The organism is Streptomyces sp. NPDC012637, assembly GCF_042954805.1.
Lineage (GTDB): Bacteria > Actinomycetota > Actinomycetes > Streptomycetales > Streptomycetaceae > Streptomyces.
This window is the reverse complement of record NZ_JBIBDS010000008.1, coordinates 41,679-56,527: the sequence shown is the minus strand read 5'-3', so window position 1 is coordinate 56,527 and position 14,849 is coordinate 41,679. Positions and strand designations below refer to the sequence as shown.

Below are 14,849 nucleotides of genomic sequence, written 5' to 3'. Positions count from 1 at the left end.
TTCGGGGCCGTCGGCGGTACATGAGACCCTTGAGGTGTCTCTGACCGCCGACGAAAGCCTGCTTGTGACCGCCACGGACCGCTCCATCGAGCTCGTCAACGCCGCCGCCCAGGCGGCGGCCGACCGGCTCGCGCACGACATCATCGCGTACGACGTCAGCGACGTGCTGTCGATCACCGACGCCTTCCTGCTCGCCTCCGCGCCCAACGACCGCCAGGTCAAGTCGATCGTCGACGAGATCGAGGAGCGGCTGCTCAAGGAGCTCGGCGCCAAGCCGGTGCGCCGCGAGGGCGACCGCGACGCCCGCTGGATCCTCCTCGACTACGTCGACATCGTGATCCACGTCCAGCACAGCGAGGAGCGGGTCTTCTACGCTCTGGAGCGGCTGTGGAAGGACTGCCCCGAGCTGCCGCTGCCCGAGGACGCGATCAAGACCCGCGGCAAGGCCGAGGAGCACGCTCGGCTCATGGGGACCGACGGGACGGACGGTGAGCTGAGCTGACCAGTGGCAAGGGCGGCACCGGCCGCCGCATCGTGCTGTGGCGTCACGGCCAGACCTCCTGGAACCTGGAGCGCCGCTTCCAGGGCAGCACGGACATCGAGCTCACCGAGACCGGTCTCCTCCAGGCCCGCCGTGCCGCCCGGCTGCTCGCCGCCCTGAAGCCGGACGCGATCGTCGCCTCCGACCTCAAGCGGGCGTCGGCCACGGCCGCCGAGCTCTCCGCGCTCACCGGTCACGCCGTCGCCCACGACTCCGCGCTGCGCGAGACGTACGCGGGGGAGTGGCAGGGCCTGACCCACGACGAGATCACCGCGCGGTACGGCGAGCAGTACGCCGCCTGGAAGCGCGGCGAGCCCGTGCGCCGCGGCGGCGGCGAGCTGGAGACCGAGGTTGCCGACCGGGCCGCCCCGGTGGTGCTGTCGCACGCCGAGAAGCTGCCCGAGGACGGCACGCTCGTCGTGGTCAGCCACGGCGGCACCATCCGCACCACCATCGGCCGGCTGCTCGGCCTGGAGGCCCGCCACTGGGAGAGCCTGGGCGGCCTCTCGAACTGCTGCTGGTCCGTCCTCGGCGAGGGAGCGCGCGGCTGGCGTCTTCTGGAGCACAACGCCGGGACGCTGCCCGAGCCCGTTCTCGGCGACGACGACTGAGGCCCCGCGGCGGCTGAGGCCGAGCCCCGCGGCGGTGGTGACCGGTCCCGCGACCGGCCCGCCGAACCCGGATTTCACTTTCCGGCTGGTCACAGGCTAAAGTTCTTCTTGTTCGCAGCGCTCAGCGCGGGGAACACGAGGGGCTATAGCTCAGTTGGTAGAGCGCTTGCATGGCATGCAAGAGGTCAGGAGTTCAATTCTCCTTAGCTCCACAGTCACCGGATCCCGTCCCCAGTAGGGGGCGGGATTCGTCGTTCCGTCACCTCCCGGCGTGCCCAAGGCCGCTGACCCCCTTGCGGGGCCATGGCAGAATCGGACCGCCGGAGGGGAACAGGGTCCGGGCGGGAGGGAGCGCGCATGGCCGTGGACGGTGCCGAGGAGATCGATGCCGATGCCGTCGCGGAATCCGCTCCCGGGCCACGCACCCGGCACACGTCCCGCACTCACAGCGGGAGCTGAGTGATGGGTGCACACAGGCGGAAGTGCGACTGGTGCGGCAGCGGTACGCCGATCGTCCGGGACATGGACCCGGTCAACCCCGAGTTCCAGTACTGGTGCGAGGAGTGCGCGCGGGCGCTGATCATAAAAGGCGACCCCATCGAGACCTACCGTGAGCTCGAAGGGGAGCCGATCTACGGCCGGCTCCTCGACGAGCACTGCACCCTGAAGCGGTTCTACTCCTTCGCGACGGCCTGACGCCCGCCCACGGGGACCCGGGGGCCGACGACGCCCGCCCGCGTCCCGTCCTGACGCTCGCCCTGAGGCCCGTCCGTGACCGGGTCCGCGGCCGCGTGCCCGCCGGGTCGTGAACCGCGCGCCCGCCACCGCGCCAGCGCGTAACCTGCGAACACCGCGAGAGCGGTCAGCGGATAGACCGCCGAGAGCAGCATCTGCCCGGCGTTCTGGTCGAGTTCGGGGCGGCCCGGGTCGTGCGGCACCCACCACAGTGCGAACGAGGCGAAGGCCAGCGCCACGGCTCCCGTCACCGTCCACGCGCGCGTGCAGCGGTCGTACAGCAGGATCAGCAGGGGCACGCACCACACCCAGTGGTGGGACCAGGAGATCGGGCTGATCATCAGGGCGGTGAACGCGGTGACGGTCACCGCCACCGCCTTGTCGCCGCGGAGCGCTGCCCGCACCGCCAGGACGATCGCCGCGCCGCCCAGGAGGGCCGCGGCGGCCGCCCACCACAGGCCCGGCGCGTCGGTGTGCATCAGCCGCGCGAGGACGCCGCTGATGGACTGGTTGGCGGTCTCCTCGGCGTGGCCGACCCGGCCGGTCTCGAACAGCGTCCCTGTCCAGAACCTCCGCGAGTCGGCGGGCAGGGCCACCGCCATCGCCAGCGTCGCCCCCAGGAAGACCCCGGTGGCCGTCAGCGCCGTCCGCAGCCACTGGTTCGTCGCCCGGTCCCGGCGCCACAGCAGCAGGCCGGCGGCGAGCAGCAGGACCACGAAGAGGCCCGGGGTGAGCTTCACGGCGGTGGCGAGCCCGATGCCCAGGCCGGCCCAGCGGCTTCCCTCGCGGCGGGTCAGGTCCCAGAGCACCGCCACCGCTATGAGCAGGTTGATCTGCCCGTAGCGCAGCGTCGTCCAGACCGGCTCGGACCAGACGACGATCGCGGCGACCAGGAGTGTCGCCCGCCACAGCTCGGCGCGGGCCGCCGGGCGGGAGAGCCCGGGACGGATCAGCTGGAGCGAGAGCCGGACCAGCGCCACCACCAGGAGCAGGTTCCCCGCGGTGGTGAGCGTCCGCATCAGCGGCACGCTCACCAGGGTCAGCGGCAGGAACAGCACGGCGGCGAACGGCGGATAGGTCATCGCGAGGTTCGCCGAGGTGGCGCGCATCGCGTAGAGGTCGTCGCCGGCCCGCAGCGTCTCGGCCTCGGCCCGGTAGACCATCACGTCGAGCATGTTCACGTGGGCGAGGCGTTGCGCCACCCAGAAGGCCGTGAACGAGAGCAGACAGACCGCCGCGGCGGTGGCCAGGGGCCACCGGCGGGCGCGGGTCGGAGGGGGCGCGGAGACGGACACAGTGGGCGACCCTACCCAAAGGTCCGGACAGCTCCGGAGAAACGGATTTGGAGAACCGTCGGACGGCCGGTTACTGTTCTGTCCGTCGCCGCGACGCAAGCCGGAGCGGTGACGAGCAGCAAGGGGCTATAGCTCAGTTGGTAGAGCGCTTGCATGGCATGCAAGAGGTCAGGAGTTCAATTCTCCTTAGCTCCACAGAAGGGAAGCGGGCCACCCGGAAGGGTCGGCTCGCACCGCTTCTGCGGTACTCTGAATCCCTCGCACGGGGCTATAGCTCAGTTGGTAGAGCGCTTGCATGGCATGCAAGAGGTCAGGAGTTCAATTCTCCTTAGCTCCACAGATGAGAAGCGGGTCATCCGGATCGGATGGCCCGCTTCGTCGTGTGTCGCTCCCCGGAACGCCGGTGCGGCCCGCTCGGGCCCTGCGGTACCCTGACGCCATGCGTGCCGTACGCCTTCTGCTTAGCGGGCCGCGCTGATCAGTCCCGACGGATGAAGATCCGGTCGGCATCGGCGCGGCGTCCCCTCCTGTGCGAGGGGATTTTTCATTTCGTGGCAGTGCTGGCAGTGGGCAGAGACGATCGATGGAGCTTCAAGGACCATGACCGAGATCAACACGGCTGCCGAGACGGCGGCCCCGCATCGCTACACGGCGGCTCTGGCCGCCGACATCGAGGCACGCTGGCAGGACGCCTGGGACGCGGAGGGCACCTACGAGGCCCCGAACCCCAGCGGTGACCTGGCCGGGGACGCGGCCGTGGCGGCCCGCCCCAAGAAGTTCATCATGGACATGTTCCCGTACCCGTCCGGTGCGGGCCTGCACGTCGGCCACCCGCTGGGCTACATCGCCACCGACGTCTTCGCCCGCCACGCGCGCATGACCGGCCACAATGTGCTGCACACCCTGGGCTTCGACGCCTTCGGCCTGCCGGCCGAGCAGTACGCGGTGCAGACCGGCACGCACCCGCGCGTGTCCACCGAGGCCAACATGGAGAACATGAAGGTCCAGCTGCGCCGGCTGGGCCTGGGCCACGACAAGCGCCGGTCGTTCGCCACGATCGACCCGGGCTACTACAAGTGGACCCAGTGGATCTTCCTGCAGATCTTCAACTCCTGGTACGACGCCGACGCCAAGAAGGCCCGCCCGATCGCCGAGCTGGTCGAGCAGTTCGAGAACGGCACCCGTGAGATCCCCGGCTCCACGCGCGCGTGGAGCGAGCTGAGCGCCGTCGAGCGCGCCGAGGTCCTGGGCGAGTACCGCCTGGCGTACGCCTCCGACGCCCCGGTCAACTGGTGCCCGGGCCTGGGCACGGTCCTGGCCAACGAGGAGGTCACCGCCGACGGCCGCTCCGAGCGCGGCAACTTCCCCGTCTTCAAGGCCAAGCTGCGCCAGTGGAACATGCGCATCACCGCCTACGCGGACCGCCTGCTGGACGACCTGGACGGCCTGGACTGGCCCGAGGCCATCAAGCTGCAGCAGCGCAACTGGATCGGCCGCTCCGAGGGCGCCCGCGTCGACTTCCAGGTCGGCGACACCGGCGCCATCACCGTCTTCACCACCCGCCAGGACACCCTGTTCGGCGCCACCTACATGGTGCTGGCGCCGGAGCACGACCTGGTCGAGAAGATCGTCCCGGCCGCCTGGCCCGAGGGCACCCACGACGTGTGGACCGGCGGTCACGCGACGCCGGCCGAGGCCGTCGACGCGTACCGCAAGCAGGCCGCCGCCAAGTCCGACGTCGAGCGGCAGGCCGAGGCCAAGGACAAGACCGGCGTCTTCACCGGCGCGTACGCGACCAACCCGGTCAGCGGCCAGCAGGTCCCGGTCTTCATCGCCGACTACGTCCTGATGGGCTACGGCACCGGCGCGATCATGGCCGTCCCGGCGCACGACAGCCGTGACTTCGCCTTCGCGCGCGCCTTCGAGCTGCCGATGCGCTGCGTCGTGGAGCCGTCCGACGACCGCGGCACCGACCCGTCCACCTGGGACGACGCCTTCGGCTCCTACGAGGCGAAGCTGATCAACTCCGCCAACGACGAGATCTCCCTGGACGGCCTGGGCGTCGTCGAGGCCAAGGCGAAGATCACCTCCTGGCTGGCCGACCGCGGCATCGGCGAGGGCACCGTCAACTTCCGCCTGCGCGACTGGCTGTTCAGCCGCCAGCGCTACTGGGGCGAGCCCTTCCCGATCGTCTACGACGAGGACGGCGTCGCCCACTCGCTGCCCGAGTCCATGCTGCCGCTGGAGCTGCCGGAGGTCGACGACTACTCGCCGCGCACCTTCGACCCGGACGACGCGGACACTCAGCCGGAGACCCCGCTGTCCCGCAACGAGGACTGGGTCAACGTCACCCTGGACCTGGGCGACGGCCCGAAGAAGTACCGCCGCGAGACCAACACCATGCCCAACTGGGCCGGGTCCTGCTGGTACGAGCTGCGCTACCTGGACCCGCACAACGACGAGAAGCTGGTCGACCCGGCCATCGAGCAGTACTGGATGGGCCCGCGCGAGGGCATGCCCACCGGCGGCGTCGACCTGTACGTCGGCGGTGCCGAGCACGCCGTGCTGCACCTGCTGTACGCCCGCTTCTGGTCCAAGATGCTGTTCGACCTGGGGTACGTCTCCTCCGCCGAGCCGTTCCACAAGCTGTACAACCAGGGCATGATCCAGGCCTTCGTCTACCGGGACTCGCGTGGCATCGCCGTGCCGGCCGCCGAGGTCGAGGAGCGCGACGGCGGCTACTACTACCAGGACGAGAAGGTCAGCCGCGTCCTGGGCAAGATGGGCAAGTCCCTGAAGAACGCGGTCACGCCGGACGAGATCTGCACCGAGTACGGCGCCGACACCCTGCGCCTGTACGAGATGGCCATGGGCCCGCTGGACGTCTCCCGCCCGTGGGACACGCGCGCCGTCGTCGGCCAGTACCGACTGCTGCAGCGGCTGTGGCGCAACATCGTCGACGAGGCGACGGGCGACGTCACGGTCGTCGACGAGCCGGCCGACGAGGACACCCTGCGCGCGCTGAACAAGGCCATCGACGGGGTCGCCCAGGACATGGTCGCGATGCGCTTCAACACCGCCATCGCCAAGATCACCGAGCTGAACAACCACCTGACGAAGACCGGTGGCCCGGTGTCCCGCCCGGTCGCCGAGCAGCTGGTGCTGCTGGTCGCCCCGCTGGCCCCGCACATCGCCGAGGAGCTGTGGCACCGCCTGGGCCACACCGAGTCGGTCGTCCACCAGGACTTCCCGGTCGCCGACCCGGCCTACGTCGTGGACGAGACCGTGACCTGCGTCGTGCAGATCAAGGGCAAGGTCAAGGCGCGCCTGGAGGTCTCCCCGTCGATCACCGACGCGGAGCTGGAGGCGCTGGCGCTGGGTGACGCGAACGTGGTGGCGGCGCTGGGCAGCGCGCAGATCCGCAAGGTGATCGTCCGCGCGCCGAAGCTGGTCAACATCGTCGCCGGGTGACGACGGTGGTGACGGGCGTCTCCGGCTGACGCCGGTGGTGACGTACGTCTCCGGGGCACACTGCGCCTGACGGCGCACGACCCCTAGGGGGTGGGTCGGGGCAGGTTGAGGGTTCGAATGGAACCGTCGGCCTGCCCCTTCCGTTTACCGTGGAAGAACCACAACAGCGGCCGGAGGGGCGAGCCACATGGAAGCCTTGATCACGATCTTGGCGCTGCTCTTCGTCGCCTTCGTGGCGCTCGGGGTCTATGCCACGGTGAAGGTGGCCAAGGCGGCCAAGCGTGGGGTGGACCGCACCATCGACCACGCACGGCGCACGGTCGAGGACACCACGCTGCGGGCCAAGAGCTTCGGCCAGACCGGTGTTGCGGGCGAGCTGGCCCAGCTGAGGCTCTCTCTGCGCACCTCGATGCGCGCCACGCAGGAAGCGCTCCACGCGGGCGCGGCCGAGGACGCGTCCCTGAGGGAGTCCCTGGACCTCTTCCAGCGGCTGAGCGCCCATGGGCGAGAGCTCGACGAAGACATCAAGAGGCTGGAGCGCGAGCCCGACCGGGCCCATGTCGCGTCCCAGCTGCCGGACCTGCGCCACCGAACCCAGCAGATCACCCACTCCGCCGACGCGCTGCGCTTCGCGGCACGCGACCGGGCCCGCAGATTCGCCGAGGACGACCTGTCCTCGTTGAGCGCCCAGATCGACATGGAGGCGGGCGCGCTGCGGCACTGGACGCGTGCGGACGGTGTCGACGAAGCTCTCGAGAACCAGGTCCATGGTGCGGGCGGCGCGGCCGGCCCGGCCGGTTCCGGGCAGGGATGGCCGGCGGCCGGGGCTCCGGCGGCGGGCGCCGAGCACGGGCAGACATGGTCGGGCGCCGAGGCGGGGCCGTCCGGCCGGCCGCAGGCGATCAACGCGCCGGACCCGCGCGGCACGACCTACCCGTGGGAGAAGTCGACCCGACCGGAGACCACGAGCTGAGGGCGGGCGGGATCCTGGGCTGCGGCTGCGGCTGCGGCTGCGGCTGCGGCTGCGGCTGCGGCTGCTGGGGCCGCGGCGGCGGGGCCTGAGTTCAGGATCAGGGATAGGACCAGGGCGAGGGGCAGGGCTCGGGCCGGGATTTTGCGGATGGGTCGGCGGACGTGTCGGTGGTGTTCCCACGCGGCGTTCCGCTTGAGGCGTCCGAGGTTGCTGTGGTGGTGGCGGGGGCCCGGGCTGCCGTGCGGCGGCCCCTGCGGGTAACCTCCCGCTCATGTCCCGGCATGTCGCGATCGTCACCGATTCCACGGCCTACCTGCCACCCCAGACGATGGAGCGGCACGCCATCACGGCCGTTCCGCTCACCGTCGTCATCGGCGACCGCGCGTTGGAGGAAGGGACGGAGATCTCGGCCCGCTCGCTCGCGGAAGCCCTGCAGAAGCGGCGCCTGGTGACCACCAGCCGCCCCGCGCCCGAGGTCTTCGCGGCGACCTACCGCGCCGCCGCCGAGGCGGGCGCCGGCGGCGTCGTCTCGCTGCACCTGTCCGGTGAGATCTCCGGCACCTACGACGCCGCCGTGCTCGCCGCCAAGGACGCCCCGGTGCCCGTACGGGTCGTCGACACCCGGATGGTCGGCATGGCGCTCGGGTTCTGCGCCCAGGCGGCGGCCGAGGTGGCAGACGCGGGCGGCTCGCTCGACGAGGCCGTCGCGGCCGCCGAGAAGCGCGCCGCGAGCACCTCCGCCTTCTTCTACGTCGACACGCTCGACTACCTGCGCCGTGGGGGCCGCATCGGCACCGCTCAGGCGCTTCTCGGATCCGCGCTGGCCGTGAAGCCGCTGCTCGAACTCGAGGGCGGCCGGATCGAGCTGCGTGAGAAGGTGCGCACGGCGTCCAAGGCGATCGCGCGGCTGGAGGAGATCGCGGTCGAGCGGGCCGGTGCCGGACCCGTGGACATCGCCGTGCACCACCTCTCCGCGCCCGACCGGGCCGCCGTGCTCGCCGAGCGGCTGCGAGAACGCCTGCCGGCCGTCGAGGACCTCCAGGTCACCGAGGTCGGTGCGGTCATCGGCGCCCATACCGGTCCGGGGCTGCTCGCGGTGGTCGTGTCCCCTTGCTGACGCTGCCCTGCCTGCTCTGCGTGCCCTGCCTGCTCTGCGTGCTCTGTGTGCTCTGCGTGCCCTGCGTGACCTGAGTGATGCTGATGGGTCGTGCTGACGCCTGGCGTCCCTCGTGAGGGTGGCGGAGTTTTCCACAACTGGTCGGTTATCCACGGGAATCGGGTGGTCTCGGCAGAGGGACGCGGGGTCGGCCTACCGTCGATGCCATGACTCTTCGCACACACATCGCATCACGTCGTAGTGGACCGACCAGCGGGCCGGGACGTCCTCCCGGTTCGGACGGAAGGTCCCGGTCGCGGGTCGCGGCCGCACGGATCCATCGGAGGCGGGCGGCCGGCGCGGCCGCGGGACCGACGGCGGTACGACGGCGCGGCGAGGCGCTGTTCCCGTCCACGGCGCCGCCGCCCGTGCCGGGACCGCCGGGACCGGCACCGGGAACCTCGACCTCTCCGGGCTCCTCTGCCCCCTCAGACCCCTCCACGCCCCCGGAACCGCCGTCACAGTCGTCGGGGCCGCTGTCGGGGCCGCCGACGGGGTCGGCGTCGGGTGAGCGGGGGCGGGCGGGGCCCGAACCGCCCGTGCGGCGCGGGGAGATGGCCCGGCTCGCGCTGCGCGACCGGCTGCCGCTGTGGGTCCAGTCGCGGTGCGGGCTCGAGCGGCGGTCGCTGGCCGCGCTCGCCGTGGTCCTGGCCGTGGCCGCGGGTGGCGCGGGGGCCTACTTCTGGGCCGGGCGGCCGGAGCAGGTGAGGGCGCCCGAGGTGGTCGCCGCGGCCCGGCCGCTGCCCGGGACGGCGGTGTCGTTCCCGGACCCGGCGGCGACTTCGCCGACGGCACCGGCGTCGGGTCCGCGCCCTGCCATGGTGGCCGAGGCGAGCGCGAGCGCGGGTGGGGTCGTCGTGGTCGACGTCGGCGGCAAGGTGCGCCGGCCGGGAGTGTTCACCCTGCCCGCCGGGTCCCGGGTCACGGACGCCTTGCGCGCGGCGGGTGGCATTCGCCCCGGCACGGATCTGACGGGTCTGAACCGGGCGCGGGTCCTGCTGGACGGCGAGCAGGTCGTGGTCGGGCTTCCCGTCGCCGCGACCGTCGGCGCGGTCGTGGGCGCTGCGGGCGCTCCGGGTGCCGCGCCAGCGCCGCCGAGCCCGGCCAACCCGCTGAGCCTCAACGCGGCGACCGTCGAGCAGCTCGACGCCCTGCCCGGTGTCGGGCCGGTACTCGCGCGGCACATCGTGGAGCACCGGGTCGAGCACGGGGGTTTCCGGTCGGTGGCCGAGCTGCGGGACGTCAACGGGATCGGCGCACGCAGGTTCGCGGACCTCGAGCCCTTGGTCCGGCCGTGAGCGAGGACATCCGTCCGGCGCCCTGGGGCGAAGGCCCGGCCGATCTGCGGCTCGTGCCGCCGGCCCTCGCCGCCTGGGGCGGGGCGGCGCTCGCGGTCGGCGTCGCCGGCTGGTGGACGGTCGCGGGCGTGCTGCTCTGTCTCGCGGGTGCGGCGCTGCTTCTGCTCCCGGCCGCCCGGCGCGGACCGCGGGCGACCGCCTTCGCGGGTGTGCTGCTGTGCGCGGCGGCCGGGGCGACGTCTGCCGGGCTGCACGCGGCGGACCTGCACCGGGGGCCGGTGCCCGAGCTCGCCCGGGACGACGGCCGAGTGGTGGCGGAGGTGGCGGTCACCTCCGACCCGAGGCTCACTCCGCCCAAGGTGCGCGGGAGCCGGGCGGCGCCGGTGTCCGTGGTCGTGGAGGGCGAGCTGACGCGGGTCGAGGAGCGGGACGGCGCGGTGCACCGGACCAGGGCGCCGGTCCTGCTCGTGGTACCGGCGGGGGAGGAGCGCGAGGCCTGGCTGCGGCTGCTGCCGTCGACCCGGCTGCGGGTGTCGGGCAGGCTCGCCGTCCCGGCGCGCTCCGGAGACGCGTTCGCCGCGGTGCTGCGGGTCGACGGCTCAGGGGAGCCTCCGGTCACCGGGCCGCCGAGCACGCTGCAGCGCACGGCGGGCGGACTGCGCGCCGGGCTGCGGCGGGCCACGGAGGATCTCGCGCCCGATGCCCGGGCGTTGCTCCCGGGCCTGGTGGTCGGCGACACCTCCAGGGTCGAGCCCGACCTGAAGGAGGCCTTCGAGGCCACCGATCTGACGCACCTTCTGGCTGTGTCCGGATCCAACCTCACACTCGTCCTGCTGCTGCTCATCGGCAGACCCGGCACGGCGCAACTGGCCGAGCGAGGCGGACTCGCTCCCCGCCTCGGTATCCCGCTGCGTGCCACGGCGTTCGCCGGGGGAGGGCTGACGCTGGCGTTCGTGGTGGTGTGCCGGCCCGATCCGAGCGTGCTGCGAGCGGCGGCATGCGGGCTCGTCACCCTGCTCGCGGTCGCCACCGGCCGACGGCGCTCGCTCATCCCGGCGCTCGCCGCCGTGGTGCTGGTGCTCGTGCTGTACGACCCGTGGCTGGCGCGGAGTTACGGCTTCCTGCTGTCGGTCCTGGCCACGGGGGCACTGCTCACGGTCGCCCCGCGCTGGAGCGAGGCGCTGCGGCGGCGGAGGGTGCCGGGCAGGATCGCGGAGGCGCTGGCCGCGACGCTCGCGGCTCAGGCGGTGTGCGCGCCGGTCGTCGCGGTCTTCGCGGCCCGCGTGAGCCTGGTCGCGGTCCCGGCCAATCTGCTCGCGGAGCCCGCGGTGGCCCCGGCCACGGTGCTCGGGTTCCTCACGCTGGCCCTGGCGGCCGTCTGGCCGGGAGCGGCACAGGCGGTGGCCTGGCTGGCCGGGCTGCCCGCCCGGTGGATCGCCAGGGTGGCGCGCACCGGGGCGGAGCTGCCCGGTGCGGAGACGTCGTGGCCGGACGGCTGGTGGGGCGGGCTGCTGCTCGCGCTGCTGACCGGGCTCGTGCTCCTGGCCGTCCGGCGGCTGCCGCGGCAGCGGTGGATCGGGGCGGGCTGCGCGGTGTTGCTGCTCCTGGCGGTGGTGCGGCCGCCGCCGCTGGTCCGGCTGGTGTCGGGATGGCCGCCGCCGGGGTGGGTGTTCGCGATGTGCCAGGTCGGCCAGGGCGACGCGACCGTGCTCGCGGCCGGCGGTGACACGGCCGTCGTGGTGGACGCGGGGCCCGATCCGGCGGCGGTGGACCGGTGCCTGCGGGACCTCGGGGTGCGTCGGATCCCGCTCCTGGTGCTCACCCATTTCCACGCGGACCATGTGGCCGGCCTGCCAGGGGTTCTGCGGGGGCGGTCGGTCGGCGCGATCCAGACGACCGGGCTCGAAGAGCCACGGGGGCAGGCCGAGTTCGTGCGGCGGACGGCACGCGCGGCCGGCGTCCCGCTGGTGCGGGCCGGGGCGGGCGAGCGGCGCAGGCTGGGCCCGCTGGAGTGGTCGGTGCTGTGGCCGCGGGCCGGCCCGGGAGCGAGGGGCAGCCCGGCGGGCCGGGCGGACGCCGAGGAGCCGGGAGAGCCGGGAGCGTCCGGGGAGGTCAGAGGGCTGGGCGGGTCCCGGAAGCCGGGAGGGCTGGGAGCGGCCGGGGAGGTCAGGAAGTGGGGCGCGGTCGGGGAGGTCATACGGCCGGGCGGGTCCCGGGACTCGGGAGAGCCGGGAATGTCCGGGGAACTCACGGGCTCCGGAGGGGCCGGGGAGCTCACGGGCTCCGGAGCGTCTGGGGAGCTCACGGGCTCCGGAGAGTTCGGGGAGCTCAGGGGTTCAGGAAAGTTCGAGGAGTCGGGGGAGGGCGGGGCCAACGATGCCAGTGTCACGTTGTTCGTGCGGGCTGCCGGTGGGGTGAGTCTGCTGCTGCTCGGGGACCTCGAGCCTCCGGCCCAGCAGAGTCTGTTGCGGGCGTATCCGGCGCTTCCGCCCGTGGACGTGCTCAAGGTCGCCCACCATGGCTCTGCCTATCAGGACCCGGGGCTGATACGGGCGGTGCGGCCGCGGCTCGCGCTGGTGTCGGCGGGCCGGGACAACCCGTACGGGCATCCCTCGTCGCGGACGGTGCGGGCGCTCCGCGCGGGCGGGGCGCGGGTGCTGAGCACGGACCGGGACGGGGCGATCGCGGTCAGCGGTGCGGGTGCCGGGCTCATGGCGTACACGCTCGCGGTCGACACCGGCTGAGGCCTCATCTAAAGAAACCGTTGTAAAGGAGTCTTTCTAAAGCTATGTTTCCATCATGACGGAGCAGCCTCGCAGCATCCAGCTCACCGACCCCCGGGCCCTACGCGCCTACGCCCATCCGACGCGGATGACCCTGGTGGGACTGTTGCGGAGCAAGGGGCCGTTCACGGCCACCAGGGCCGCCGCGCTGACCGGGGAGTCCGTCGCCAGCTGCTCGTACCACCTGCGGATACTCGCCAAGTACGGGCTGGTGGAGCAGGCACCCGGGGGCAAGGGGCGGGAGAAACCCTGGCAGGCGACGGCGCAGTACACCGAATGGCCGGGCCACAGTGAGGACCCGGCCGTGGCCGAGGCGGCGGACGCGCTGAGCGGGGCCGCCATCCAGCTCTACTTCCAGCGCGTCCTCCGGGCCGTGGAGAACCGGCGCACCCTGCCCCGGGAGTGGCAGGAGGCCGAGCAGTACGGCGACTCACTGCTCTACCTCACGCCCGAGGAGCTCGCGGGTCTCGGGCGGCAGATGGAGGAACTGCTGCGGCCCTACGAGGAGCGCGGCACGAATGCGGCCCGGCGGCCCGAGGGCGCCCGCCCGGTCAGTGTCCTGAGGATCGCCTATCTGGACCGGGAGACCCCGGACGAGGAGGAGGGGGAGTGACCACCATGGCGATCGCAGCACGCATACCCGCGCTGCTGCGCGAGCGGTCCTTCCGGCGGTACTGGACCGGACAGACCGTCTCGCTCGTCGGCGACCAGATCTCGCTCATGGCGCTGCCGCTCGCCGCCGTGCTCGTCCTGGGCGCCGACGCGGCCGAGATGGGCTGGCTCAAGACGGCCGAGCTGCTGCCCGCGCTGCTGCTCAACCTGCCGCTCGGGGCCTGGGCCGACCGCCAGGCCCACCGCCGGTGGGCGATGATCGCGGCCGACCTCGGCAGGGCGGCCCTGCTGTTGACCCTGCCCGTCGCCCATCTGCTCGGCGTGCTGACGCTCGGCCAGCTGTACGCGGTCGCCTTCGGGGTGGGAGCGCTGAGCGTGATGTTCGAGGCGTGCAACACCACGCTGTTCGTGGCGTTGGTGCCCACCGAGCGGTACGTGCAGGCGAACTCGCTGGTCAACGGCAGTCGTTCGATGGCCTGGCTGGCCGGGCCGGGCATCGGCGGTGTCCTGGTGCAGGTGCTCACGGCACCGTTCGCACTGCTGGCCGATGCCCTCACGTATCTGGTGTCGGCCGGTTACCTGGCCAGGATCCGTCCGGCCGAGCCGGCTCCCGCGCCGGTCGAGAAGGGGCACTTCACCGAAGGGCTGCGCTGGGTGCTGCGGGACCCCTCGATGCGTGCGCTGTTCGCCGCTTCGGGCACGGTGCAGTTCTTCAACTTCATGTTCAGCACCCTCTTCGTCCTCTACGCGACCGCCGAGCTCGGCCTGAGCGCGGGCCTGCTGGGCGCGATCCTCGGGGCCGGCGCCGTCGGCGGGCTGATCGGGGCGGCGTTCAGCGGGGCGGTCGTCAGGCGGATCGGCATCGGTCCTTCGCTCGTCACCGGATTCCTGGGGTTCACCCTTCCCCTGCTCCTGATACCGGCCGCGAGCGGTCCGCTGCCGCTGGTCGTCGGTCTGCTCTTCCTCGCCGAGTTCCTGTCCTGCGTCGGCGTGATGATGGCCGACGTCGCCGGCGGATCGCTCCAGATGGCCTGGATACCCGATGCCGTCCGGTCGCGGGTGATGGGCGCCTACCGGACGCTCAACCACGGTTTCCGTCCGGTCGGTGCGCTGGCAGGCGGGCTGCTCGGCTCCACGCTGGGGCTGCGGCCCACCCTCTGGATCGCGACCGTGGGCGCGCTGTTCGCGGTGCTGTGGCTGCTGCCCTCGCCGGTGCCGCGCCTCCGGGAGCTGCCGGAGCAGGCGCGAGTTGCCGCGCCCGTGTAAGCGGCACCAAGCGGTCGTCACCGGAATCTTTAATTCGGACCTTCGGTAACACTTCCGCTGTTTGCCTCCAACGCCGCATCAGTGATCGAATGCGTATTCGTTGAAACG

11 protein-coding genes and 3 tRNA genes are annotated in these 14,849 nt (G+C 72.4%); 13 read left to right on the top strand and 1 reads right to left on the bottom strand.

What is annotated here, in order from left to right:
• Positions 1-64: 64 nt before the first annotated feature.
• From rsfS to ACFY8W_RS28735, 4 genes are all read left to right on the top strand, one after another.
• Positions 65-502, top strand: coding sequence for a ribosome silencing factor (gene rsfS, locus ACFY8W_RS28750; protein WP_391112201.1), 438 nt, complete (start codon positions 65-67; stop codon positions 500-502).
• On the top strand, positions 499-1,152 hold the full coding sequence (locus ACFY8W_RS28745; RefSeq protein ID WP_391112198.1) for a histidine phosphatase family protein: 654 nt from the start codon (positions 499-501) through the stop codon (positions 1,150-1,152). The genes rsfS and ACFY8W_RS28745 overlap by 4 nt, the downstream gene beginning before the upstream one ends.
• 139 nt (positions 1,153-1,291) lie before the next feature.
• Positions 1,292-1,364 (top strand) — tRNA-Ala (locus tag ACFY8W_RS28740).
• A gap of 250 nt (positions 1,365-1,614) precedes the next feature.
• Positions 1,615-1,848 carry a hypothetical protein gene (locus ACFY8W_RS28735; protein ID WP_005317760.1) on the top strand — a complete coding sequence of 78 codons (234 nt, stop codon included), beginning with the start codon at positions 1,615-1,617 and terminating at the stop codon, positions 1,846-1,848.
• Here the strand turns inward: ACFY8W_RS28735 and ACFY8W_RS28730 are convergent.
• Positions 1,827-3,182 carry a glycosyltransferase 87 family protein gene (locus tag ACFY8W_RS28730; RefSeq protein ID WP_391111216.1) on the bottom strand — a complete coding sequence of 452 codons (1,356 nt, stop codon included), beginning with the start codon at positions 3,180-3,182 and terminating at the stop codon, positions 1,827-1,829. The two genes, ACFY8W_RS28735 and ACFY8W_RS28730, sit on opposite strands and share 22 nt — an antisense overlap.
• Positions 3,183-3,304: 122 nt before the next feature.
• Between ACFY8W_RS28730 and ACFY8W_RS28725 the strand changes: the two genes are divergently transcribed.
• The 9 genes from ACFY8W_RS28725 (at position 3,305) to ACFY8W_RS28685 (ending at position 14,741) form a co-directional block, all read left to right on the top strand.
• Positions 3,305-3,377 (top strand) — tRNA-Ala (locus ACFY8W_RS28725).
• A gap of 69 nt (positions 3,378-3,446) precedes the next feature.
• Positions 3,447-3,519 (top strand) — tRNA-Ala (locus ACFY8W_RS28720).
• 263 nt (positions 3,520-3,782) lie between these two features.
• On the top strand, positions 3,783-6,653 hold the full coding sequence (gene leuS / locus ACFY8W_RS28715) for a leucine--tRNA ligase (protein WP_391111214.1): 2,871 nt from the start codon (positions 3,783-3,785) through the stop codon (positions 6,651-6,653).
• A gap of 187 nt (positions 6,654-6,840) precedes the next feature.
• On the top strand, positions 6,841-7,626 hold the full coding sequence (locus ACFY8W_RS28710; protein WP_391111211.1) for a hypothetical protein: 786 nt from the start codon (positions 6,841-6,843) through the stop codon (positions 7,624-7,626).
• Positions 7,627-7,897: 271 nt separating this feature from the next.
• Entirely contained in the window at positions 7,898-8,743 is an 846-nt protein-coding gene (locus ACFY8W_RS28705) for a DegV family protein (protein WP_391111208.1), read from the top strand.
• A 578-nt stretch (positions 8,744-9,321) separates the two neighbouring features.
• Positions 9,322-10,080, top strand: coding sequence for a helix-hairpin-helix domain-containing protein (locus tag ACFY8W_RS28700; RefSeq protein ID WP_391111205.1), 759 nt, complete (start codon positions 9,322-9,324; stop codon positions 10,078-10,080).
• Positions 10,077-12,824: a ComEC/Rec2 family competence protein gene (locus tag ACFY8W_RS28695; protein WP_391111203.1), complete on the top strand. Its 2,748-nt coding sequence runs from the start codon at positions 10,077-10,079 to the stop codon at positions 12,822-12,824. The genes ACFY8W_RS28700 and ACFY8W_RS28695 overlap by 4 nt, the downstream gene beginning before the upstream one ends.
• Positions 12,825-12,879: 55 nt before the next feature.
• Complete coding sequence (locus ACFY8W_RS28690; RefSeq protein WP_391111201.1) at positions 12,880-13,476, top strand: helix-turn-helix domain-containing protein; 597 nt, start codon at positions 12,880-12,882, stop codon at positions 13,474-13,476.
• A gap of 5 nt (positions 13,477-13,481) precedes the next feature.
• The gene (locus tag ACFY8W_RS28685; RefSeq protein WP_391111198.1) at positions 13,482-14,741 is read left to right on the top strand and encodes an MFS transporter; all 1,260 of its coding nucleotides are present in this window, start codon (positions 13,482-13,484) and stop codon (positions 14,739-14,741) included.
• The last annotated feature ends 108 nt before the right edge of the window (positions 14,742-14,849 follow it).